At 63.3% G+C, this 22,129-nt stretch carries 28 protein-coding genes; 11 read left to right on the top strand and 17 right to left on the bottom strand.

Features of this window, described 5'->3' with window-relative positions:
* Nucleotides 1-201: 201 nt before the first annotated feature.
* Nucleotides 202-447, bottom strand: a complete 246-nt coding sequence (locus tag AAFG13_RS13140) for a hypothetical protein (RefSeq protein WP_244549542.1) — start codon at nt 445-447, stop codon at nt 202-204.
* Nucleotides 448-647: 200 nt separating this feature from the next.
* Between AAFG13_RS13140 and AAFG13_RS13135 the strand changes: the two genes are divergently transcribed.
* The 4 genes from AAFG13_RS13135 to AAFG13_RS13120 all read left to right on the top strand — a co-directional run bounded on the left by AAFG13_RS13135 (nt 648) and on the right by AAFG13_RS13120 (nt 2,897).
* Nucleotides 648-1,046, top strand: coding sequence for an EF-hand domain-containing protein (locus AAFG13_RS13135; RefSeq protein WP_342712255.1), 399 nt, complete (start codon nt 648-650; stop codon nt 1,044-1,046).
* A gap of 340 nt (nt 1,047-1,386) precedes the next feature.
* Complete coding sequence (pqqA, locus tag AAFG13_RS13130) at nt 1,387-1,467, top strand: pyrroloquinoline quinone precursor peptide PqqA (RefSeq protein WP_009031067.1); 81 nt, start codon at nt 1,387-1,389, stop codon at nt 1,465-1,467.
* Between the two features lie 242 nt (nt 1,468-1,709).
* Entirely contained in the window at nt 1,710-2,558 is an 849-nt protein-coding gene (locus AAFG13_RS13125) for a hypothetical protein (RefSeq protein WP_342713330.1), read from the top strand.
* 102 nt (nt 2,559-2,660) lie between these two features.
* A complete protein-coding gene (locus AAFG13_RS13120) occupies nt 2,661-2,897 on the top strand; it encodes a hypothetical protein (RefSeq protein ID WP_212310312.1) in 237 nt (78 codons plus the stop codon).
* A gap of 3 nt (nt 2,898-2,900) precedes the next feature.
* On the opposite strand, the gene AAFG13_RS13115 is transcribed toward AAFG13_RS13120, so the two are convergent.
* The 4 genes from AAFG13_RS13115 to AAFG13_RS13100 are packed head-to-tail and all read right to left on the bottom strand — an operon-like array spanning nt 2,901 to nt 5,668.
* The gene (locus tag AAFG13_RS13115) at nt 2,901-3,254 is read right to left on the bottom strand and encodes a hypothetical protein (RefSeq protein WP_342712254.1); all 354 of its coding nucleotides are present in this window, start codon (nt 3,252-3,254) and stop codon (nt 2,901-2,903) included.
* A 41-nt stretch (nt 3,255-3,295) separates the two neighbouring features.
* Complete coding sequence (locus tag AAFG13_RS13110) at nt 3,296-4,006, bottom strand: ATP-binding cassette domain-containing protein (RefSeq protein ID WP_342712253.1); 711 nt, start codon at nt 4,004-4,006, stop codon at nt 3,296-3,298.
* Nucleotides 3,996-4,733 (bottom strand): ABC transporter permease subunit, encoded by a 738-nt coding sequence (locus tag AAFG13_RS13105; protein ID WP_342712252.1) that lies wholly within the window; start codon nt 4,731-4,733, stop codon nt 3,996-3,998. The genes AAFG13_RS13110 and AAFG13_RS13105 overlap by 11 nt, the downstream gene beginning before the upstream one ends.
* A 2-nt stretch (nt 4,734-4,735) precedes the next feature.
* Nucleotides 4,736-5,668: an ABC transporter substrate-binding protein gene (locus tag AAFG13_RS13100; RefSeq protein WP_342713329.1), complete on the bottom strand. Its 933-nt coding sequence runs from the start codon at nt 5,666-5,668 to the stop codon at nt 4,736-4,738.
* A 134-nt stretch (nt 5,669-5,802) separates the two neighbouring features.
* Here AAFG13_RS13100 and AAFG13_RS13095 point away from each other — a divergent pair, with 134 nt between their 5' ends.
* On the top strand, nt 5,803-6,162 hold the full coding sequence (locus AAFG13_RS13095; protein WP_342712251.1) for a hypothetical protein: 360 nt from the start codon (nt 5,803-5,805) through the stop codon (nt 6,160-6,162).
* 123 nt (nt 6,163-6,285) lie between these two features.
* On the opposite strand, the gene AAFG13_RS13090 is transcribed toward AAFG13_RS13095, so the two are convergent.
* Both AAFG13_RS13090 and AAFG13_RS13085 read right to left on the bottom strand, forming a co-directional pair.
* Nucleotides 6,286-7,110, bottom strand: coding sequence for a quinoprotein dehydrogenase-associated SoxYZ-like carrier (locus AAFG13_RS13090; protein WP_342712250.1), 825 nt, complete (start codon nt 7,108-7,110; stop codon nt 6,286-6,288).
* A gap of 43 nt (nt 7,111-7,153) precedes the next feature.
* A complete protein-coding gene (locus AAFG13_RS13085) occupies nt 7,154-8,080 on the bottom strand; it encodes a quinoprotein relay system zinc metallohydrolase 2 (protein WP_342712249.1) in 927 nt (308 codons plus the stop codon).
* On the opposite strand from AAFG13_RS13085, the gene AAFG13_RS13080 reads away from it, so the two are divergent.
* Genes AAFG13_RS13080 through AAFG13_RS13070 form a run of 3 tightly spaced genes read left to right on the top strand, consistent with a single transcriptional unit; the run spans nt 7,964 to nt 9,680 of the window.
* The gene (locus AAFG13_RS13080) at nt 7,964-8,251 is read left to right on the top strand and encodes a hypothetical protein (protein WP_342713585.1); all 288 of its coding nucleotides are present in this window, start codon (nt 7,964-7,966) and stop codon (nt 8,249-8,251) included. The genes AAFG13_RS13085 and AAFG13_RS13080 overlap by 117 nt on opposite strands.
* Nucleotides 8,248-9,129 (top strand): substrate-binding domain-containing protein, encoded by an 882-nt coding sequence (locus tag AAFG13_RS13075; protein ID WP_342712248.1) that lies wholly within the window; start codon nt 8,248-8,250, stop codon nt 9,127-9,129. The genes AAFG13_RS13080 and AAFG13_RS13075 overlap by 4 nt, the downstream gene beginning before the upstream one ends.
* Nucleotides 9,126-9,680, top strand: coding sequence for a PQQ-dependent catabolism-associated CXXCW motif protein (locus AAFG13_RS13070; RefSeq protein ID WP_342712247.1), 555 nt, complete (start codon nt 9,126-9,128; stop codon nt 9,678-9,680). The genes AAFG13_RS13075 and AAFG13_RS13070 overlap by 4 nt, the downstream gene beginning before the upstream one ends.
* Nucleotides 9,681-9,716: 36 nt before the next feature.
* Here the strand turns inward: AAFG13_RS13070 and AAFG13_RS13065 are convergent, their stop codons facing one another.
* From AAFG13_RS13065 to AAFG13_RS13040, 6 genes are all read right to left on the bottom strand, one after another.
* The gene (locus AAFG13_RS13065) at nt 9,717-10,007 is read right to left on the bottom strand and encodes a copper-binding protein (protein ID WP_342712245.1); all 291 of its coding nucleotides are present in this window, start codon (nt 10,005-10,007) and stop codon (nt 9,717-9,719) included.
* A gap of 103 nt (nt 10,008-10,110) precedes the next feature.
* On the bottom strand, nt 10,111-10,689 hold the full coding sequence (locus tag AAFG13_RS13060) for a hypothetical protein (protein WP_342713328.1): 579 nt from the start codon (nt 10,687-10,689) through the stop codon (nt 10,111-10,113).
* A gap of 38 nt (nt 10,690-10,727) precedes the next feature.
* Nucleotides 10,728-11,576: an ABC transporter permease gene (locus tag AAFG13_RS13055; RefSeq protein WP_342712244.1), complete on the bottom strand. Its 849-nt coding sequence runs from the start codon at nt 11,574-11,576 to the stop codon at nt 10,728-10,730.
* On the bottom strand, nt 11,573-12,388 hold the full coding sequence (locus AAFG13_RS13050) for an ABC transporter ATP-binding protein (protein ID WP_342712243.1): 816 nt from the start codon (nt 12,386-12,388) through the stop codon (nt 11,573-11,575). The genes AAFG13_RS13055 and AAFG13_RS13050 overlap by 4 nt, the downstream gene beginning before the upstream one ends.
* The gene (locus AAFG13_RS13045; protein WP_342712242.1) at nt 12,385-13,362 is read right to left on the bottom strand and encodes a YVTN family beta-propeller repeat protein; all 978 of its coding nucleotides are present in this window, start codon (nt 13,360-13,362) and stop codon (nt 12,385-12,387) included. Before AAFG13_RS13045 ends, AAFG13_RS13050 begins: the two co-directional genes overlap by 4 nt.
* 5 nt (nt 13,363-13,367) lie before the next feature.
* Nucleotides 13,368-14,549, bottom strand: coding sequence for an ABC transporter substrate-binding protein (locus AAFG13_RS13040; protein ID WP_342712241.1), 1,182 nt, complete (start codon nt 14,547-14,549; stop codon nt 13,368-13,370).
* A gap of 169 nt (nt 14,550-14,718) precedes the next feature.
* On the opposite strand from AAFG13_RS13040, the gene AAFG13_RS13035 reads away from it, so the two are divergent.
* Nucleotides 14,719-15,198, top strand: a complete 480-nt coding sequence (locus tag AAFG13_RS13035) for a DUF3280 domain-containing protein (RefSeq protein WP_212310770.1) — start codon at nt 14,719-14,721, stop codon at nt 15,196-15,198.
* Nucleotides 15,199-15,349: 151 nt separating this feature from the next.
* Here AAFG13_RS13035 and fghA read toward each other — a convergent pair whose 3' ends face one another.
* Nucleotides 15,350-16,195: an S-formylglutathione hydrolase gene (fghA, locus tag AAFG13_RS13030; protein ID WP_212310299.1), complete on the bottom strand. Its 846-nt coding sequence runs from the start codon at nt 16,193-16,195 to the stop codon at nt 15,350-15,352.
* 24 nt (nt 16,196-16,219) lie between these two features.
* Nucleotides 16,220-16,840: a response regulator transcription factor gene (locus AAFG13_RS13025; RefSeq protein ID WP_092115647.1), complete on the bottom strand. Its 621-nt coding sequence runs from the start codon at nt 16,838-16,840 to the stop codon at nt 16,220-16,222.
* A 181-nt stretch (nt 16,841-17,021) separates the two neighbouring features.
* Between AAFG13_RS13025 and AAFG13_RS13020 the strand changes: the two genes are divergently transcribed.
* Nucleotides 17,022-18,386, top strand: a complete 1,365-nt coding sequence (locus AAFG13_RS13020; RefSeq protein ID WP_342712240.1) for a histidine kinase — start codon at nt 17,022-17,024, stop codon at nt 18,384-18,386.
* Here AAFG13_RS13020 and AAFG13_RS13015 read toward each other — a convergent pair.
* Together AAFG13_RS13015 and AAFG13_RS13010 are read right to left on the bottom strand one after the other, a co-directional pair.
* The gene (locus tag AAFG13_RS13015; RefSeq protein ID WP_212310297.1) at nt 18,383-18,799 is read right to left on the bottom strand and encodes a YkvA family protein; all 417 of its coding nucleotides are present in this window, start codon (nt 18,797-18,799) and stop codon (nt 18,383-18,385) included. The genes AAFG13_RS13020 and AAFG13_RS13015 overlap by 4 nt on opposite strands.
* A 29-nt stretch (nt 18,800-18,828) precedes the next feature.
* Nucleotides 18,829-19,803, bottom strand: a complete 975-nt coding sequence (locus AAFG13_RS13010) for a helix-turn-helix domain-containing protein (RefSeq protein ID WP_092125863.1) — start codon at nt 19,801-19,803, stop codon at nt 18,829-18,831.
* A gap of 422 nt (nt 19,804-20,225) precedes the next feature.
* Between AAFG13_RS13010 and xoxF5 the strand changes: the two genes are divergently transcribed.
* Nucleotides 20,226-22,028: a lanthanide-dependent methanol dehydrogenase XoxF5 gene (gene xoxF5 / locus AAFG13_RS13005; protein ID WP_212310296.1), complete on the top strand. Its 1,803-nt coding sequence runs from the start codon at nt 20,226-20,228 to the stop codon at nt 22,026-22,028.
* The last annotated feature ends 101 nt before the right edge of the window (nt 22,029-22,129 follow it).

The following is a 22,129-nucleotide window of genomic DNA, read 5'->3' as shown; positions in this document are numbered from 1 at the left end:
ACGCCTATTCCTGACGTTGCGCACGGAACCATCCCCCCGAAACCAAAACGGGTCAATACGAAAACGTGAACGAACCCCAGTCAGTCTCTGGAGGCCGGTCGAAAGCTTCAGGTTTTTGCTGATGCGCCCGTAGCTTACCGTGGCATGGAATACACAACGCCACGTGTGACTCGCCGCTATGCCGCAGCGCGAACGGTTCGGTCAGCTCGACGGCGCATGCGGACAGGCGCTCGGACGTGGCTTGGTGCCTCGCTTGTCCGGCGGCACATTGCAATTGTCGATGCGCTGCTCGTCGGTCCATTTGCGTCCGAGCCGCTCCTTGCCGGTGAGCGTGCGCTGTTGGACAGCCTCTGCCGATGGGGCAGGGGCCCTGTTCTGCGCGGACGCAGGTGCCGTCAGACCGAGCGCAATGAGGCAGCCCAACGTGGTCCTGCAAATATCGCTCATGGGTCACCTCGCTCGTTCCGGTGCAATGGCATTCGCCGAACGTCACAGATGATCCGCGAAGCAGTTTCTTTCCACCCGAAACCCGACAGGTCTCGCTGGTTGCTCTGGCTGTAGGAAGCCTCGTCGAAGCTGCTATGGTAGCTTCTATCGCAGGGCGCGCTCCGTATCCTTGCCGGAGCGGCACTCAAGGGAGACCAATGATGATTTCGCGCCGATCGCTTGCTTTGACCTTGGCTGTTGCCGTGCTGTCGGGTCCCGCTCTCGCCGCATCGGGTGGTGGCAGCGCGCTCAAGATGCTCGATCCCGACAATGACGGCACGGTCGACCTTGCCGAGGCCAAGAAGGCCGCCGCCGATCTGTTCGCGAAGCTCGATCCCGATCATGATGGCACGCTCGACATCCGCGAATTGCGTGGACGGCTGACCGCGAAAGAACTGGCGAAGGCGGATCCGGATCACGACGGCACCCTGACGCTCGACGAGTATCTCGCGGTCGTCGAGCAGCGGTTCAAAGCCGCCGATCCCGACAATGACGGGACGCTGGATGCGAAGGAGTTGAAGTCGCGCGCCGGCCGGGCGCTGCTGCGTCTGCTCAAATAGGTCCGTGCCTGCGAATTGTGTCGGGCGGATTCCGCCTATTGATGCCGGATCTCGCGCATAACAAAAAAGTTGCGATTTCGCTCTTGGGCAAGACTCGGCCGGCGCAATCGGGTTTGCTTATCGGTGCGTCGCCGCCCGGCAGCCGGAAAATGCCTGACAGATCAGCGTCGGGGTTTCCCAGCCGTTTCAAAGCCGGGCGGACGTCAGCGAGCCGTCGTCCGTTTCGGCATGCCCAGCAGCGAAGTCGGGTCCTTACCCGGCCGGCTTGCGCCCTGGAACAGCCAGCCCTAGCTTGCCGCGCGGCGCGACGCTTGCGCCTAACTATACTTGGGAGAAGGAAATGGCCTGGAAAACACCGAAGATCGTCGAAGTGCCGGTCGGCATGGAAATCAACATGTACGCCTGCGCAGCGCGCAAGTAATCCGAGACAAGTAACGCGAGACAGCCTGCCCGGCTCGTGCAGCTTGCTGCATCGAGCCGCGGCAGGCGTCTTTCGCGGCCGCGACGCCGCCGCTACAATTTCCCGCAGATCCTTCCCACAACACGTTGAAATCGAGACCACCTGCGCGATTGGCGGGCCGTCCTGCTTTGTCCTACAGTGCGGCTTGAGGCGGTGGTCCGGGGACGATGAGTTTCGAAAGCAAGCGAGGGCGTTGGGTGGGCGTGCTGTGCGCGGCAATTGCCGGCGTCGCAGCGGTGCTGCCGCTCGGCGCCTACGCCGAGGGCTTTGATACCGAGCACATCTTCGGCTTCATGATCGGGTCCGATGTGGGCGACGTCGGCGAGCGGGAATTCCAGAGCCAGAGCACCGGGCGCTTTGCCAAGGACGGCGGCCGGTATCGCGCGCTCAATCAGGAAATGGAGCTCGAACTCGTTCCGGCGCCGAATTTTCGTGTCGAGCTCGGCACGTCGTTCAGCGCGTACGATATCAACTGCGTCCCGGGTATTGATGATCGCCGCCAGCTGTCGTGGCAGAGCGTCTCGGTCGATTTTCGCTATCGCTTCCTCGATCGCGAGGCGGCGCCCTTCGGCATGACGGTGGCGTTGGAGACACGCGCCGGTCGCGTCGACGAAACGACGGCTGCGGCCGTCCGCAGCTACGGCACCCAACTCACGGTGGCGTTCGACCGCGAGGTGATCCCGAATTTTGCAGTGGCGGCCCTCAACGTCAGCTATGAGCCGGAATGGACGCGGATGCCGCGCACCGGCACTGCAGAGCAGGATGCCACGATTGGCGTCGCGTTTGGGCTGATGGCCAAGGTGAGGCCGGATATCCTGATCGGTGGCGAAGCGCGCTATTTCAGGAAGTACGAGGGGATTGGCCTCGATGAACTGTCCGGGCAGGCGCTGTTCATCGGTCCCACCGCCTATTTCCAGCTCTCGGAGCGCTCGCGCCTGACCGCGACCTGGAGCGTCCAGGCCTGGGGGCAGCGGGCCGGCAGCAATGCCGCCCTCGATCTGGTCAATTTCGAGCGTCACCAGGCGCGGCTGGTGTACGGTCTGAATTTCTAGAGCCGGGTTCCCAGGCCTTGTCACGGGCCTGTGAAACCCTGACCTGGCTGATTACGTATTCCGTCGTGCTATCTATTTCGTGAGCACGCTTAGGGATCGCGCATGAACCCGATTGATCTGATCGTCACTGTTTGTGCCGTGCTGTCGCCCGCCACCTGCGAGGAGCAGCATCTGGTGTTCAACTGGAACGGTTCGCTCCAGCAATGCGCCATGGCCGCGCCGCCTTACATCGCGCAATGGGTCGGCGAACATCCGAAATGGACCGCGGTGCGATGGCGTTGCGAATATCCGCACACCAACGATCGCGCCGGCGCGGACGGCAGACCGCCGGCGGGCTAGCTGCTATTTGTTGCAGTCCTTCAGATCCTTGTCGGACACTGAAAACACGGCATCGGCCTTGATCTCGATGTCACGAACGAAGCACTGCCTGCCGCCGCTGTAGCCGATCTTGGCATCGTAGCGACCGGGCTCGACGCCGGTGATACGCAAGCGTTCGTCGTGGTCGACTTCCTTGTCCTTGTCGTTGAGCGTCTGGTTTGGACCCCACTCGTTCTTGCCCGCCGGCGACAGCTCGAAGCTCGAAATAGTGGCGCTGGTCAGATTCCATAGCCGGATGCCTTTGCCCTTGCTTTGGGCGAGCGCTGTTGCCGGCAGGACAAGCAACGCAACACCAACGGCAATCAACGCACGCGCCATCCAATCTCTCCCTTACGCTTTCGTCCAAGGATGACGGCGTCTCACATATTTGCAAGGTCCAACTGTGAGAGCCGCCGCTTGATTTCGTCGATCTCTGGCTCGCTGCGCGTCACGCGCGGCGTGGCGATGGTTTCGACGTGAAGGATTCGGGCAGGTCGCGGCGACAGGAAGAACAGGCGGTCGCCGAGCCGGACCGCGTCGTCGAGGTCGTGGGTGACCAGCAGCGTCATCATCTTCCGGCTGGCTACCAGCGTGGCGACCTGGTCGCGTAAACGCCCCGCAAGTGCCTTGTCAAGCGAGGCCAACGGCTCGTCGAGGATGAGGAAATCCGGCTCGATGGCGAAGGCGCGGGCGAGCGCGACGCGGCGGGCGAGGCCGAGCGACAGCTCACCGGGAAAGTGGTTGCTGTGCACGCTCAATTCGAGCACCTCGAACAGCGCCGACAGCGTGCCGTCGTCGACATGCGGTGCGGCGAGTCGCACGTTCTCCTCCACGGTGCGCCAGGGCAACAGCCGCGGCTCCTGGAACACCATGCCGAGGCGCATGCCGGGGGAGCGTGCGACATGGCCCTGGTAGTTGCCGTCGAGCCCGGCGAGAATCCGCAGCAGGGTGCTCTTGCCGCAGCCCGACGGTCCGAACAGCACGCCAACCTCGCCGGCATTCAATGTGAAGGTGATGTTGTCGAGCACGTCGTGCCGCTTTCCGGCCGCGCTCGCAAAGCTCTTGCCTGTGATATTGACCTCAAGCTGCACGGAGCCGCCACCGCGTTAGCCTGGTTTCAAACGGCTGCACCAGCAAGGTCTCGATGACGAGCACGACACCGGCAAAGCTCAGCGAGTAGGCGAGCAGCAACGGGATGTCGAACAGCTGGAAGGCGACCCCGATCTCGAACCCGACGCCGTTGGGGCGGCCGAGATATTCGGCGACCAGCACGATCTTCCAGACCAGCGACAGCCCGGAGCGCGCAGCGGCCGCAATGTAGGGCGCAAGCTGCGGCAGGACCACATGCCGGAAGGCGCGGCCGCGCGGCAAAGCAAACGCCGTTGCCATCTCGTCGAGGGCGGGGTCGAGCGCACGGGCACCCTCGCGCAGGGTGACGACGGCAGTCGGTAGCTTGTTGATGGCGATGGCCGTGATCGCGGCGACCTCGGTAAGCCCGGCCCAGATATAGGCCAGCACGATGACGACCAACGCCGGCAGGTTGAGCAGCAAGATCAGCCAGGGGTCGCCAAGGCGATTGGCAAGTGACACGCGGCCCATCAGATAGCCGATCGCCGAACCGAGCGCCATGGCGAGGGTGAAGGCCAGCGCGACACGCGCCAGCGTTGCGCCGAGATTGACGAACAGCGCACCCGATCGCGCTTCGGCGGCAAGGACAGATAGCACCGCCGGCGGCGCCGGCAGCTTGGCATCGCCGATCAACAGCGAGGCCATCCACCAAGTCGCGATGAACAGCACGAATGACAGGAGGCGCAGCACCGCTAGTCTCCCGGGATCGCTTGATAGAACGTGCCTGGATCGAGCTCGGTCGCAGTGCCGACGAGATCGCGGCCGCCGAGCTGCGCCAGCACCCGGTAGAGCAGGCGTGCATCCGCCTCTTCGTCGGCGATCGGACGGCGCGGGATACCCTCGCGGTAGCGGTCGCGATATGCGTGCAGCGTCGCTGCATCCTGCGCACCGGTAAGCGGAGCAATCGCATCCCATTCGGCATCCGAGGTCGCCAGAATCTCTTTCGCGGCACGCGTCACGGCGATGAAGCGGGCCACTAGATCCTTGTTAGCGTTGGCCCAGGCCTCGTCGAACACGTAGCCGATCATCGCGATGCGGCCCTTGCTGCCGAGCTTTTGCAGGATCTCTTCCATGCCGGCGAGCCGGCGGAAGCCCTTGGCTTCAAGCGCGGCGCAGAAATTCCAGTAATTGAGCGTCGCGTCCATCTCGCCGTCGAGGGTCTTGGCGGTGAGCAGTGGCGGCGCGCCATAGACGATGGTCGCCTGCGATTTCAGGTCGACGCCGTCCTGCTTCGATGCGGCCTGCAGCAGCAGCCAGTTCTTGTCGATCGCGCCGCCAGCAACGGCGAGCTTGCGCCCCTTGAGGTCGGCAAGCGTCTTGAGCGGCGAGGCGGCCGGGACCATCACGGCGCCCAGCGCGCTCGAATAGGGATAGAACTGGAGCTTGGCGCCGAGCGAGCGTTCGCGCGACACCCAGGGCCAGTCGGATACCATCACGTCGGCCGAGCCGGAGCGCAGCGCGATCTTGCCGGCCTCGGGACTGGCGAGCTCGACGACATCGATCGACAGATTGGCCTTCTTGTCGAGACCATGGGAGCGAATAACGGCCAGTTCCCAGGCCAGCGTTCCGGTCTTCTGCGCTGCAACGCGGATGGTCTCCGCGTTGCACGAGGTGCCGAACTGCATGACCGCCAGAACTGCCGCAGCCAACACCGTGCGTACAGAGATGATCATCGTTTCTTGAGCCACTTCCCCGAATGTTTTCTTTTCTGATCAACATCCATAGCATAGCTTGCGAAAAGAGAAGAGGAAGCAGGACCATGGCAGGAGCTGGCATGCTACGACCGATTGTCGCCGTCCTGGCCGTGCTTGCCGGGACGACCATCCGCGTGCGGGCCCAGGAGATCAACGACTATCCGACCTCGGCGCGGGCCGAATATGTGTTCGGCTGCATGAAGTCCAATGGCGAATCCCGACAGTCGATCGAACAATGTTCCTGCTCGATCGACGTGGTCGCCTCGATCATCCCCTATGATCGCTACGTCACCGCCGAGACCGTGCTCAGCATGGCGCAGGTGCGCGGCAATCTGGGTGGCCAGTTCCGCTCGTCCGAGCAGGCCGCCAATGCGCTCAACGACCTCAGGCGTGCCCAGGCCGAGGCCGAAGTCAGGTGCTTCTAGAGCGTTTTCGAACGAAGTGGATTCCGGTTCGCGTGAAGAAAACGCGTCAAAACAAGACGCTAGAGCCTCGTTCCGATTCAGTCGGAACGGGGCTCTAGCGTCTAGCGTGAGATCGCTGGCGCGTCAGGTCCCGGGATTCTCGACCTTCCATTCGTGCTCGAAGACGTGCCCGTCAGTGTCCTTGGCCTCGGCACGGAAGTGCTTGGCGCCATTCGAGACATAGGTGAAGCGGATGTTGGGATCCTCGGAAATCGAGATTCCGCCCTCCATCGCCAGCACCGGACTGTCGTCCTGCCAGATGTGCAACTGGTTGACGAAGAAGGCCGGGATATAGAGCTGCGTGACCTGGTCCATCTGCAGGCCCGAGTTGTTCGGATGCCCGATCATGATCTGGGCTTCCCGTGTGCTCGTCGCCGGCCCTTGTTCGGACTTTGTGAATTGCCGGTAGCGCATCTGGCCGAGCCGGTTGTTCGCCTCCTCGACGTTCTTACCAGCCGGTGCCGAGCAGCCGCCGGATGCTTTCACATACACCTTGCTGACATAGAGCCTGCCGTCGCTGAGCTCGGCGACGGCGTGCACATTGGTGTAGTTGTTGACGCGGACGCGGGTCGAGATCTCGGTGACGTTGGCGTCCGGCCCCAGCGTGAATTTCGCGGCCATCGGCGCCGGGTTCTCGTCGATCACAAGCGTGATCGCGACGACGCGGCGGCTGTCGCTGGGCTGCAGCTTGGTGCGCAGCGTCACCGGAACGATCGCGGCATCTTCCGCGCGCGCCGGCATCTCGATGCCGATGACATCGTTGCCGTCATTCATCGGACGATTGCTGAAGATGTCCTGGACGAGGCCCGGCCAGGGATCATACGTCTCGGCCGTGTACGCGTCTGGTACGCCCAGCGCGACGGTGAGAAGGCTGGCGATGCAAAGCAGGCGGGCGCGATGTCCAGTCATGTTCGCGAGATCCTATGCAGGCGCGTCACTATAGGACCAACAGCTACTCCCATTCAATTTCAGAGAATGCTGCAGTTGCGTTGCGGGCGTTGTAATCGTCGAACAATTGCCAGCGCGGCCGCTCGGCTGCCGCGGCGTGCTCTGCCGCAGCCGTGATCGGCTTGCCGCTTGCGACCAGCGCGCGGACGTCCGCGGCCAGCGTCTCAAGATAGCGCCGCTCGTCGGCAAGCGCTGCAGGCCACGCACTCACGGGTCCGTGACCGGGAACCACGCGCTCGGCGGGAATCGCCGCGAGGTCATTGAGCACACGCAGCCAGCCCTTGAGGCTGCCGTCGACCACGGGAATATGGCCGAGGAATACCAGATCGCCCGCGAACAGGGTCCCGGTGCGTTCATCGAAGATCGTGAGGTCGTTGTCGCTGTGGGCGGGCGGCCACGCCTTCAGGGTGAGGGTCCGCCCGCCGAGGTCGAGCTTCAGCATGTCCGCGACCAGCATGGTCGGCGGAATGATCCGCACCTCGTCGATCAACGCATCGCCCATGGTCCGGCGAAAGCCGTCGAGATAGAACTGCCCGCGCGCCGCCAGCGCGCGGGGCAGGGCGTTGTGGCCGACGAAACTGGTCCCGTCAGCCACGAAGGCCGCGTTGCCGAAGCTATGATCCGGATGCGCGTGGGTGTTGATCACATAGCGGATCGGCTTGTCGCTATGGCTGCGCACCGCGGCGAGCAATTGCCGCCCTTCGCGGACACTGCCGCCGGTGTCGATGACGGCAATGGCGCTGTCGCCAACCACGAAGCCGACATTGGCGATGGCGCCTTCGTTGTCGCTCGTCATCAAGGAGGTCGTCCCGGTGTGAACGAATATTCCGGGGGCGACTTCGCTCACAGGCAATTCCGCCTGTTGTGCCCGCGCTATGGTCGGCGCCCAAAGCATCAGGAGCAGCGCGAGCACCGAACCGCCATGAGCCATGTTTCCGCCTCAGTTTCTCCGGGACGCGCGATCGATGTCGTCGCGCTCCAGTTTGCGCCGCAACAAGCAACGCGGCACCGTCGCGATCATTATCCCTGTTGCACGTCATGGTGCGCCGGGCAATTGGTGGATGGCGGCAATCTGTCCGATCAAGAGGAGACCGCGCAATGAGAGTTATCGGATGCCGTCCTGTTCTGCTCGCGCTTGCCGGCTTCATGACCTGTCTCGCCGGCCGCGACGTCGCGCGTGCGCAGGTCAATGAGCAGGGCGAACTCTCCATCGAGCTGGTCGATCCCAAGGTACTTCGCATCTGCGCCGATCCGCGCAACCTGCCGTTCTCGAATGACAAGGGCGAGGGCTTCGAGAACAAGATCGGCGAGCTGTTCGCCGAGAAGCTGCAAAGGAAGCTCGATTACATGTATTTCCCGCAGGCGACCGGCTTCGTGCGGGTCACGCTCGGCTCGCATCGCTGCGACGTGATCATGGGCTTTCCGCAAGGCGACGACCTCGCGCAAGGGACCAATCCGTATTACCGCACGGCCTATGCGATCATTGCCAAGCCGGGCAGTGGATTGGATGAAGTCACGACGCTCGAGGATGAGCGGCTGAAGGGCAAGCATATCGGCATCGTCGCCGGAACGCCGCCCGCGACCAATATGGCCATCAACGGCCTGATGACCAACGCGAAGCCATATCCGCTGATGATCGATACGCGCTACGATTCCTCGGCCGAGGCGATGATGAACGACCTTGAAAAGGGCGAGATCGACGCCGGCATCCTGTGGGGGCCGATGGCCGGCTTTTACGCCAAGAAGGCGAACCCGCCGCTGCATGTCACGCCGCTGCTCAAGGAGACCACGGGACCGAAGCTGGTCTATCGCATCGGCATGGGCGTGCGAGCGTCCGATCAGAACTGGAAGCGGCAGCTCAATCGCCTGATCCAGGAGAACCAGCCGGCGATCAACAAGATCCTGCTCGACTTCGGCGTTCCGCTGCTCGACGAGAACGACCGTCCGATCGGGCCGGAGGCCGCGACCAAATCGCCATGATCAGGCTCGCGGCCATGCTTGCGGTGATATTGCTCGCCGCTTCGCCTGTCCGCGCGCAGGACCCGCCTGCGGAGCCCGAGGGCTACCGGACCGAGGATTATCGCGCGCCGGTGCCGATCACGCTTGCAGGGGCACGCGTTCTCACGACCGCGGAAGCGGCAGCGATCTGGCGCGACAAATCCGGCGCCTTCGTCGACGTGCTGCCGCGCGCGCCGAAGCCTAATTTGCCCGCCGGCACGGTATGGCGCGAGCGGCCGCATGGCGACATTCCCGGCAGCATCTGGCTGCCCGACACCGGCTACGGCAAGCTCGCCGCATCGACCGAAGACTATATGCGACGCGGCCTTGTCCGCGCCTCCGGCGACGACAAGGCCAGATTGCTCGTAATCTACTGCCAGGAAAATTGCTGGATGTCGTGGAACGCCGCCAAGCGCGTGCTCTCCTACGGCTACAGCAATGTGGCGTGGTATCCGGAGGGAACCGACGGGTGGGGGCGCGCCAACCTGCCGCTGGCGGATGCGGAGCCCGAGCCGCGCGAGGGCGAACAGTGAGCCCGCCCTCACGCGGCTCGGAAATGCTCTCGCGAGCTACTTCTGCTTGTCGAGCTTGTTGATGGTCTTGTCGCCGTCCGTGGTGGTGAATGTCACCTTGTCACCGGCGTGAAGCTCCTCCAGTGACTGTCCCTTGGGCACCTTGTATTCCTGAATTGCGCCGCCGGCCGCGCCCACCGTGCCGGTTTGCGTCTGCTGGATCGAGATGGTTCCACTCAGTCGGTCAATCTTGGTGACCATTCCTGACATGGATTGCTGGGCCAAAGCCGCTGAGGCGATCAGGCTCGCAGCGGCGAGGCTGGTCAAGACGATCTTGGCTGCTCTCATCGAGGTCTCCCAACTTCAGATATAGTTGGGGGCAACGAACGGGCACCGCAGTTTGTTCCGGCGGCGCGTTAATGATCCCCGGGGCCGGGATCGGTCGCAGGCCTCAATCCAGCTCCTGCTGGATGGTCCGGCTTAGCGCGAACAGCCGCTGATCGATTATGGTCGGCACCTCGCAGACGAATTTCACCACGCGTCCGCGGTCCTCGAATATCCGGGTCTCCCAGACCAGCTGATTGCCGAGCTCGTCGACCTTGGCCTGGTCCGGCGGCGTGGCGTCCTGCAACGCCTGCAGCGCGATCGTATCGGCGCGGATCTTTTCCGCGGCCTCGCGCTGCTTGCGCATCACGCGCTCCAGCCCGTTCATGACCGAGGCCCGCTGGCCGTTGAGCGTATCGAACAGGCCCGCGAACAGCAGCTTTCCAGCATTGGCCTTGTCGGCCGCCGCGGCCGACAGGAATTCGGTGATCTCCTTCTGCGCATCCTCGAGCGGAACGCGGCGCGCTGCGAGCTTGGTCGCAAGTGCGCTGATCTTCGGATCGTCCCTCCACCTGGTCTCGGCATCGCCGAGCGGCGGCCCGGCCCAGACCGCGGCGAGCGAGATCTCGGGCACCTTGGCCTGCGCGCATGGCCAGTCCGGGTAACGCGGGTCGGCACCGAACGCGACCTGGTTCGACAAAACCATCGCGAGCAGCGCGCCCAGTCCTGCTGGCCGCCAACCTGTCATGCCTCGCCTCCGCCGGGTCCGCGCCAGACCAGGCCACGCGATGGATCGTAGGCCAGGATCGCGCCGATCATGAACACCACTGTGCAGCCGCCGACCACCGCGAGCGAAACCCAGTTCATCTTGCCGTACAGCGCAAACCGGATCAGCTCCACCGCATGCGTGAACGGATTGCACTGGCAGATATAATACAGCATCGGGCTGCCTTCCTGCACGCGCCAGAGCGGGTACAGGGCCGACGAGGCAAAGAACATCGGGAAGATGACAAAGTTCATCACGCCGGCGAAATTCTCGAGCTGCTTGATGCTGGCCGAGATCAGCATGCCCAGCGCGCCGAGCATCAGGCCCGACAGCACCAGCGCCGGAAGCACGGTGAGGTAGCCGATGGTCGGCGGCGCGATGTCCCAGAACCACGCGATCAGCAGGAAGGCGTAGACCTGAAGCAGCGACACCGCCGTGCCGGCGAGCAGCTTGCAGAACAGGAGATAGCCGCGCGGCAGCGGGCTGACCAGCAGCGTCCGCATGTTGCCCATCTCGCGGTCATAGACCATCGACAGCGACGATTGCATGCCGTTGAAGAGCTGGATCATCGCCATCAGGCCGGGTGCGATATAGACCTCGTAGAGGATGTAGGTCTCATAAGGCGGGATGATCGAGATGCCGAGCACCTGACGGAAGCCGGCGGCGAAGATGAACAGCCAGACCAGCGGCCGGACCAGCGCCGAGACGAAGCGCTCGCGCTGATGCAGGAAGCGCAGCGCCTCGCGCCATACGATGCCGTTCAGGCAGACGACGTATTCCGACGCCGAGAAGCCGCTTCGCTCAGGCGTGACCGTCGTGCTGCTCATGTTGGCGGTTTTCCGGTGAGGGTTGCCGTTCCGGTCAGGCGCATGAACGCGGTGTTGACGTCCTGGGCGCCTGCGTCCGCGATCACCCGCGACATCGGGCCGTGCGCCAGCATCCGGCCCTGATGCAGCACCACAAGGTCGTCGCCCGGCATGATCTCGTCGAACAGATGCGTCGCCCAGAGCACGCCGATGCCTTGTTCAGTAACGAGCTGGCGGACATGATCGAGAATGTCGGCGCGCGCCTTGACGTCGAGCCCGACGGTGGCCTCGTCGAGCAGCAGCAGCCGCGGACGGTGCAGCAGCGCGCGGGCGATTTCGAGCCTTCGCATCTGGCCGCCCGAGAGATCGCGCACCTTGCTCGTGGCGCGGTCGGCGAGCCCGATGCGGCCGAGCACCTCGGCGCTGCGCAGCCGCGCCTCACGCCGCGAGATACCGTGCAGCGCAGCGTGATACAGCAGGTTCTGCGTCAGCGAGAGGTCGAGATCGAGCGTTCGCGGCTGGAACACGACGCCCATCAGCCGCAGCGCCTCACCCGGCGTCCGGCTGATGTCATGGCCGAAAATCTTGATCTGGCCGTTCTGGATCCCGAACAGTCGCGTCACCAGCGAGAACAAGGTGCTCTTGCCCGCGCCGTTGAGGCCCAGCAACGCGGTGAAGCTCGCAGGCTGAACCGTGAAGTTGATGTCGATCAGGGCGCGCCGCGGACCGTAGCTGTGGCTGACATTGCCGATCGACAGCGCCGGCGGCACGGCCGCTACAGGGCCTGTATCCGGCAAGGGCTGGCTCGCGATATGGGCGTCGGTTGCGGTCATGGCTGCGCGATCGTGATCCCCCAGGGCAGTTCGCCGACCTGAATGGTCTTGATCACCTTCTGGGCTGCGATGTCGATCACCGAGACATCGTTCGAGACGCCGTTGGTGACCATCAGATATTTTTCGTCGGGCGTGAAATCCATGTGCCAGACGCGCTGGCCGACCAGCAGATATTTGAGGACCTTGTGGGTCGCGCCGTCGACCACCGCGACGCGGTTGGCGGGGCCGAGCGCAACGAACGCGGTCTTGCCGTCCTTGGTCATGCCGATGCCGACGGGCTGGATCGCCTCGTTGCGCAGGCCCGGGATTTCGAAGGTGATCTTGCCGGTCACCTCGCGCTTAACCGGATCGATGATCGACACCGTGCCGCCGATCTCGGAGGAAACCCACAATTCGGAGCCATCGCGCTTGAACTGGGCGAAGCGCGGCCGCGAATCGACCAGCACGTTGGCGACGATCTGGCGCGTGGTCGTGTCGATGAAATGCGCCATGTTGGTGGTTTCGGACGTGTTGATCAGGATCTTGCCGTCCGGGCTGATCGTCATGCCCTCGGGCTCGACGCCGACCTGGATGTCGCCGAGCCGGGCACGCTTCTCGAGATCGATCACGGTGACCGTGTTGTCGTTCTCGTTGGCGACATACATGGTCTTGCCGGCGGCATCCTGGGTGAACAATTCCGGGTCGGGGCCGGAGGGCAGGGTGTCGACGATCTCCTGGGTCTTGGTATCGATCACCTGGATCGTGTCGTCGTCGCCGACCGCGACCATCACGAACTTGCCGTCGCGCGAGAATTCGATGCCGCGCGGCCGCTGGCCGACCTTGATGGTCTTTGTCACCGTCCAGCTAGTGGTGTCGATCACCGTGACGGTGTTGCCCTTCTCGTTGGAGACGTAGGCAACGAAGGCGGACGCCGGTGTCGCGGCAAGCCAAACCAGCATCCCGGTCAACAGACAGCGGCGCCACATGCGTTTCATCTCCCTCACTGCAGCTTGCACTTCGTTTCAGGCCGGTCAACACCGAGCGTGTCGAGTTCGGAGACCTGGTGCAGGAAACCTTCCTGCGGTGAGACCGAAACGACCATACGACCATCGGCCAGCAGGATCGGCTGGCGGAGCTGCAGATTCCAGTCTCGCAGGGTCAATCGCGTACCCTTGAAGGCGGCGATCGAGAAATCCTTGCCCTTGAGGAAGGCGATGACCTTCCTGGGATCGCCCGAATTGGTGCGGGAGGTGGCTTCCCCGATCATGCGCGCAGCGGTCCAGGCCTGCATGTCGAGCGCCGTCATGCGGCGCATGTTCAGCTTGACGAAGCGGTTCTGGATCTGGACCGCACCCCATTGGTCATGCGCCGCGTCCCAGCTGGTCGGCACCAGACCTGCCGAGCCCGCCACGGGACGCGGCTCCCAGGTCCGGTAGGGCAGATAGTTCGCGAACACCTCGCTCTCGTCGGCGGCGACGAGCACGTCGTAAGCCGGCGCCTGCTGCGTGAACACCGGCATCTGACGCTGGATCAGCGTCACGCCGCTGTCGGTGCGGCGCGCGCCGCCGGTGTCCTCGAATGTCCGTTCCTGGACGATCTTGGCGCCGAAGCGCGTGGCGGCGCGGCGCAGCGCGTCGGCGTAGAGCTTGTCCTGATCGTGCGAGCCAGTCACCAGGAGCCAGCGCTTCCACTGCTTCCACACCAGGTACTGGCCGAGCGCGTCGGCCAGCATCGAGCGGGTCGGTGCGACATGGATCACGTTGGCGCGGCAGTCCTGCTCGCGCAGGCGATCGTCGATCGCGCCCGCATTCAGCAGCACGGTGCCGCGATCGCGCAGCGCGTCGGCGACCTTGAGCAGGGCGTCGGCGGGCAGGTCGGTGATGATATAGTCGTTTTGGCCGGCGAGATCGGTCGCGACCTTGGCGACGTCGTCGCTGTCCTTGACCTTGACCTCATCAAGCACGAAGCGCTGGTTGAGGAATTTCCCGGTCGTATTGTTGTCCTCGATCGCAAGGCGTGCGCCGGCGATACCGTCATTGTCGGCCGGTTGCTCGACCAGCGAGAGCGTCGATTTGATGCCGGCATGGCCGAGATAGCCGATATGGACCTCGACGGGATCAGCCGCCAGCGCTCCGGTCGCCACCATGCTGAGCGCGATCGTGCCGATCAGCCATCGGAACATAACTCCTCCCGTAGTCATTCTTCACTCGGCTGGCGTTGTCGAGCCATGCGTTGACATGCAAGATGCCGGAATTGGCCTGGCTTGCAACCCCGCTTTTTGTCGTTGCGCGGTACCAAATTTCGATTGGTTCACAATCATGAGATCAGCGTTCGTCTTCGCCATGTCTTTGCTGCTGATGTCTGCGGCGCGCGCCGAACCGCCCAAGCTCGCGGTGTTCGACCTCGAGATGATCGACACCAGCCTTCAAGGAGAGGTGGACGGACCGCGGAGCGACGAACAGACGCGGTTGCTGCGCGCTGGCGATCAGGTGCGCAAGGAGCTTGCAGATTCCGGCAAGTTCCACGTGATCGATATCGCGCCGGTCAATGCTGCGGCGCACGGCAGCAATCTTCAGGCCTGCGGCGGATGCGACGTGAAACTGGCCGGCGAGCTGGGCGCCGATCTTGCGATGACCGGTGTGGTGCAGAAGGTCTCCAACCTGATCCTCAACATCAATTTCTATCTGCGCGACGTCCATTCCGGGCAATTGGTGGCAGCAATGAGCGCCGACATGCGCGGCAATACCGACGAATCCTGGTCACGCGCCACCGATTACCTCGTCCGCAACCGCCTGCTCGCGCCAAACTACGGCGCGCCGCAGGCACGATGAGCGACGGGCGCTTGGATGATTTCGGAATATTAGAAGAACAACCCTGAGTTGCCTGACGTGTCAACTCGTCTGGTTGAACGCCGCCGCCGGCTACTTTGCATGGGGTTGTTTTCGATATTTTGGTATCACGCCGCCTTGGCTGGGGAAAGCATCACGCCTTCAGCCGCGCGGCGTGCCACTGCAGATGATCGGCCATGAAGGTCGAGATGAAATAATAGCTGTGGTCGTAGCCGGGTTGACGCCGCAAGGTGAGCGGAATGTTGGCCTTCTCGCAAGCCGCCTTCAGGAGCTCGGGCCGCAGCTGTTCGGTGAGAAAACCGTCGGCATCGCCATAGTCGACCAGCAGATCGGAGAAGCGGGCGCCATCTTCGATCAGCGCGACCGCGTCGTGCTTGCGCCACGCCTGCTTGTTGCTGCCGAGATAGCCGCCTAGCGCCTTGTTGCCCCACGGCACCTGCGACGGCGCCACGATCGGCGCGAACGCGCTCGCCGCACGATACCGATCGGGATAGCGCAGCGCCACCGTCAGCGCGCCATGGCCACCCATGGAGTGACCGAGGATCGATTGCCGCTTCGTGTCGACCGGGAATTGCTCGGCGATCAACTTGGGCAATTCCTCGGTGACGTAGCTCCACATCCGGTAATTGGTCGCGAACGGCTGCTCCGTCGCATCGACATAGAAGCCTGCGCCGAGGCCAAAATCGTAGGCATTGGCGGGATCGCCGGGGACGCCTTCGCCGCGCGGGCTGGTGTCGGGTGCGACGAAGATCAGGCCGAGCTCGGCACATGCCTGCCGGAACTCACCCTTCTCCGTGACGTTGGTGTGCGTGCAGGTCAGGCCCGACAGATAGGTGACGACGGGCAATCTGGCGCCGGCCGCATGATCGGGGACAAACACCGAGAAGGTCATATCGGTCTTGGTCTCGCGGCTTGGATGCCGGTAAACGCCTTGCGTGCCGCCATGCGACTTGTTCTGGGAAACCGTCTGCATTGCCATATTCCTCTGTGTTGGAGCGCGACGTCAGCCGACGCCGCTCTCGATCGCGAGGCGCACCAGCTCTGCCGAGGTGCGCACGCCAAGCTTCTGGCGCATGATCGATGACGTGTTCGCGACCGTCTTGTATGACGAATGCACCAGCCAGGCGATCTCCGACAGGCTCTTGCCGGAACTGAGCAGGCGCAGGATCTCCATCTCGCGCGAAGTGAGCTTGGAAAGTGGATTTTGCGCAAAGCCCGGCCGCGCAAAGGCGACGTTGCGTGCAATCGCTGGCGGCAGATAGACGCCGCCATTGCCGACCTCGCGCACCGCCTCCACCAGATCGTTGGGGTCGCCGGTCTTCGAGACGTAGCCCTTGGCGCCGATGTCGATGGCGCGGGCAGCGAACACCGGGTCGTCGTTCATGCTGAACATGATCAGGCGCGCGGATGCATCGCGGCTCAAGATACGGCGGGCCAGCTCGAAGCCGGAGACGGTCGGCAGGTTGATGTCGATCACGCAGAGATCGGGCTTCTCCGCGACGAAAGCCCGTTCGCCGCTTTCGGCATCCGCAGCTTCCAGCAGGATGATCTCGGGATCGTCGGCGAACACGGTGCGACAACCGGAGGCAACGATGGGATGATCATCAACGATCAGAATGCGCATGGCGTTGTTCCGGCGACCTGCTTCGACTAGCTCATCGTTACATCGATTTGCACGAAGAACACCTCGGTTCCGACCGGTTGTGCACCTCGCACGAGATTGCGATAGGGTGCGATTAGATAGCCGGGCAAATTTGGCTGTCAACGATCCTCTCGGAGGAGGGATCGCGGTCGGGGGCAACGTCATGTGGCAAAAGCTATCCTTGCGCGCACGGATCAACCTGCTGCTGGCGCTGATACTGGCGCTCGGGTTGGGCATCAATATTGCACGGCTCGTGCTGGAAGCGGGGCCGCGTGTCCAGGCCGAGGACCAGAGCGTGATCCGGCTGGCGCGCGAGTTTGTTGCGACGATGGTGGCCGGTCTCGACGAAGCGCCGGATCCGGATGCGCGGCTCGACCAGATCGTCCAGGACCTGAGCCGGCTGCGCCATGTCAGCATCACGCGGCAGGATGACGCGACCGCAAAGTCTGCCGAGCGCCTGGCGGAGGCAGGCGATCCGCGCGCCCCGCCTGAATGGTTCGTCGCGCTGGTTCATCCCGAGCAGACTTCGGTGCGGGTGCCGATCTCGGTTCACGGCAAGCCGCAATCGCTTGTCATCACCTCGCATCCTGATGACGAAATGGCCGAGATCTGGGACGGCATCGTCACCCAGCTCGAGGTCGGCTCCGCGATCGCGGTGGCGCTGCTGCTGGTGACCATGCTGGTGGTCGGCCGCGCACTTGCGCCGCTGCAAGCGCTGTCGCAGGCCATGACTGGCATCGAGGCTGGGGATTACGACGCGCGGGTCGAGCCCGGCGGATCGCCTGAATTGGCTGCGATCTGTGCCAAACTGAACCATTTGGCGGTGACGCTTGGCGAAGCCGTGGACAGCAAGCGGCAGCTGGCCGAACGCGCGGTCTCGCTGCAGGATTCCGAGCGCAAGGAGATCGCGCGCGAATTGCACGATGAGTTCGGGCCCTATCTGTTCGCGCTGCGCGCCCATGCCGGCGCACTGACGCGGCTGTCGGAGGTCGAAAAGCCGGATCCTGCTGCGCTACGCAAGCACGGCAATGCCATCCTCGAGCAAGTCAACGCGCTTCAGCAGTTCACCCGCCGCATCCTGGAGCGATTGCGGCCGGTGGGATTGGCGGAGCTTGGGCTTGCGGAAGCGCTTGGCGCGCTGGTGCGGCTGTGGAGCGAGACGCACCCGGAGGTGGAGATCGAGAGCAGCATATCGCCTGATCTCGGCGAGACCGGCGAGATGGCCGATCTGACGATCTATCGCATCGTCCAGGAAGCGCTCACCAATGTGTTCCGCCACGCCGGCGCAACGGCAGTCGATATCACGATCGAGCCTGCGGAGCGGCAGACCAGCCTGCGCGGCAGCCGCGGCTGCGCGCTGGTGCGAGTCCGCGACAACGGCCGCGGGCTGCTCAGGGATCACCGGCTTGGCCGCGGTTTGACCGGCATGCAGGAACGAATCCTCGCGCTCGGAGGCACGCTCAAGATCAATTCCAGCGACGATGGCGTGACGGTCGAGGCGCTGGTGCCAAAGGCCGCACAGGCTTAGGGCGTGGTTCGCGGCCAGTATGTGAAGACGGCCCATGCCAGCGCGAGTGCACCGGCGATCCAGAGCACGATGATCGCGATCATTCCCGCTCGACTGATCGGGCGCTGCAAGACGGCACTGGCATTGGCGCGGCATTCGGCCATCACCTCATCCGGAACGAGCGAGATCGCAAGCCAGATGCCGAACGGCAGCAGGATCAGATCGTCGAGATAGCCGATGACCGGGATGAAATCTGGAATCAGATCGAGAGGCGAGAGCGCATAGGCCGCGATGGCGACGGCGAGCGCCTTTGCGTACCACGGTACGCGCGGATCACGTGACGCGAGATACAGTGCAACGCTGTCTCGTTTCAGGTCGCGCGCCCAAGCCTTGATTGAGGAAAGTTTGATTGAGGATAGCTTGATGGACGGCATGGCGTGGCGCCTGCACGCCAGGCGAATCGCTATTCCAGTACCACATCGACCGGCATGCCGCCGTGCAGACCCTTGTGCACGGAGGAGGGGGCGATGCCAAAATACTTCCGGAATACGCGGCTGAAATGCGATGAGCTCGAGAAGCCCCAGGAGAACGCGACGTCCGTGATGGTCTTACCGTTCTGGGATTCCAGCTCCTGCCGGCAATTTTGCAGCCGGGCCTTCCAGATGTAGTCGCTGACCGTCATGCCGCGATCGCTGAACAGCATGTGCAGATAGCGCTTCGAGCAGCCGAGCGCCGCGGAAATGCGGTCGATGCAGAGATCGGGATCGCGCAGATGCTCGCGGATGAAGCCCTGGGCCCGCACGTAGGTCGCCTCGGCGCTGCCGCGGTCGAACATCGCGCCGGTCTCGCGCAGCGGCAGCAGCAGCAGGTCGATTAGCGCATCGGCCACGCCGACGGCGTTGACCGGGGTCAGCGTCGGCGCTTCGCCGAACGCGGCATGCACGAAATCATAGGCGATGCGGCCGGTGCCGTTGCGCGCCGAGAGCTTGCACGGCGCCATCTTGGAGAGCTGGAAGCCGCGCTCCTTGAGCAGGTCCTTCGGAACGATGACAACCTCGTGACGCGTCAGGGACGGGCTGATGATTGTATGCGGACACGACACGTCGTAGGCGAAGCAGTCGCCCGGCATGATGTCGAAGTGCAGGCCGTCCTGCTCGAAATGCGAGACGCCGTGCGTCTGGAAAACGATCTTGATGTAGGGATGCTCGCTCAGCCTGATTCGCGAGACGGTATGGGCGATGCGATGCTGGCTTGCCTCGATCTGGCACAGCTTCAATCGCGATACCGTCGTGAAATTGATCCGGCCCTCGAGCGAGGATCCTTCCAGCGCATCGACGTCGAACTGACCGCAAAGGTCAGTGAGCGCATCCGACCAGCGCTGGATTTGCCGCTTGGGCGTCAATCCGTTCGTGCTGAGTGAATGGACTGTATCGGACATCTTTCCAGCCACCGATTCGATCCCCAACGTGACTGCTCACCGAGCTGAAATCTGGCCCGGGATGATGCGCCTTCTCCCTGATTCTGAACAGCTTAGGGAGGCGGCGGGACTTCTTCCCGGATAATGTCGGGTGATCCTCGGACTTAGTTCTGGGCGCGTCAAGCGCAACCTTGGGCCGGTTCTACTCCGACGCAGGAACAGCACTGAAGACGTTTGATGCCCTGCAACATGAAGCAGCCTTACCTGCCAATTCGCGGTCCGACCGCAAAAATCTGACAATGCTTCGCTTCTGAGCAAACGGCGCTTCGCTGCTGGGCAAGTCAGCGCGGTTCGATGGGACTACCAGTGAGGTACCAAAATGGAAGAAGTGGGGCCGTTTCGGCGGAAACCCTTGAGCTCATGAACCTGGGAGGAAATCCACGATGCGCAAGTTGCTTTACGCGACCAGCCTTGGGGCAATGGCGGTGTTCGCCGCCGGAGCTGCCAACGCCAATGACGAACTCCACAAGATGACGCAGAACCCGAAAGACTGGGTGATGCCGACCGGCGATTACACCAATCAGCGCTATTCGAAGCTGAATCAGATCAACGCCCAGAACGTCGGAAAGTTGCAGGTAGCGTGGACGTTTTCGACCGGCGTGCTGCGCGGTCACGAAGGCGGCCCGCTGATCATCGGCAACATGATGTACGTGCATACGCCGTTCCCGAACAAGGTCTACGCTATTGACCTTTCCAAGGACAATCAGATCGTCTGGAAGTACGAGCCGAAGCAGGATCCGAACGTCATTCCGGTGATGTGCTGCGACACGGTCAATCGCGGCGTCGCCTATGGCGACGGCAAGATCATCCTGCATCAGGCCGACACTACGCTGGTCGCGCTCGATGCGAAGACCGGCAAGGTGGAGTGGAGCGTCAAGAACGGCGATCCGAGCAAGGGATCGACCGGTACGTCGGCGCCGATGGTCGTCAAGGACAAGGTCCTGGTCGGCATCTCCGGCGGCGAGTTCGGCGTTCAGGCCCACATGACGGCCTACGACCTCAAGACCGGCAAGCTGGTCTGGCGTGGCTTCTCGGAAGGTCCGGATGACCAGATCCTGGTCGACGACAAGACCACCGAGCTTGGCAAGCCGATCGGCAAGGACTCGAGCCTGAAGACGTGGCAAGGCGATCAGTGGAAGATCGGCGGCGGCGCGACTTGGGGCTGGATCTCCTACGATCCCGAACTCAACCTCGTCTATTACGGATCGGGCAACCCCTCGACCTGGAATCCGAAGCAGCGTCCCGGCGACAACAAGTGGTCGATGACGATCTGGGCGCGTAACCCGGATACCGGCGTTGCCAAGTGGGTCTATCAGATGACGCCCCATGACGAATGGGACTATGACGGCGTCAACGAGATGATCCTCTCGGATCAGAGCATCGACGGCAAGGCGCGGAAGCTGCTGACGCACTTCGATCGTAACGGCCTCGGCTACACGCTCGATCGCGTCACCGGTGAACTGCTGGTCGCCGAGAAGTATGATCCGAAGGTGAACTGGACCTCCGGCGTCGACATGAACAAGAGCTCGCCGACCTATGGTCGTCCGAAGGTTCTTGACTCAGCGTCGACCGACAAGGCCGGCGAAGACCACAACGTCAAGGGCATCTGCCCGGCGGCGCTGGGTTCGAAGGACGAGCAGCCGGCGGCCTACTCGCCGGATACGCAGCTGTTCTACGTGCCGACCAACCACGTCTGCATGGACTACGAGCCGTTCAAGGTGAGCTACACCGCAGGTCAGCCCTATGTCGGCGCGACGCTGTCGATGTATCCGCCTCCCGGTGAGACCAACATGGGCAACTTCATCGCCTGGGACGGCAAGACCGGCAAGATCGTGTGGTCGAACAAGGAGCAGTTCTCGGTCTGGTCGGGTGCACTCGCGACCGCCGGCGGCGTGGTGTTCTACGGCACGCTGGAAGGCTACCTGAAGGCAGTCGACGCCAAGACGGGCAAGGAGCTCTACAAGTTCAAGACTCCGTCCGGCATCATCGGCAACGTCACCACCTATGAGAACGGCGGCAGGCAGTACGTCGCCGTGCTGTCGGGTGTTGGCGGTTGGGCAGGCATCGGCCTCGCGGCCGGTCTGACCGATCCGACGGCCGGTCTCGGTGCAGTCGGCGGCTACGCAGCGCTGAGCAACTACACCGCGCTCGGCGGAACGCTCACCGTGTTCGCGCTGCCGCAGTGAGTTGAGCAGCCCTCGTTCCGGCGCATGGAGCGATCTCCATGCGCCGGTCCGTCTTCAATCCGCACGCGAGGATATGCTTTTGCGTAAGATCTGGTTTGTGA

The sequence above is a fragment of the Bradyrhizobium sp. B124 genome (genome assembly GCF_038967635.1).
In the GTDB taxonomy this organism is placed as follows: Bacteria; Pseudomonadota; Alphaproteobacteria; order Rhizobiales; family Xanthobacteraceae; genus Bradyrhizobium.
Note: the sequence above shows the minus strand (reverse complement) of the source record. Positions and strands in the feature narration are given on the sequence as shown.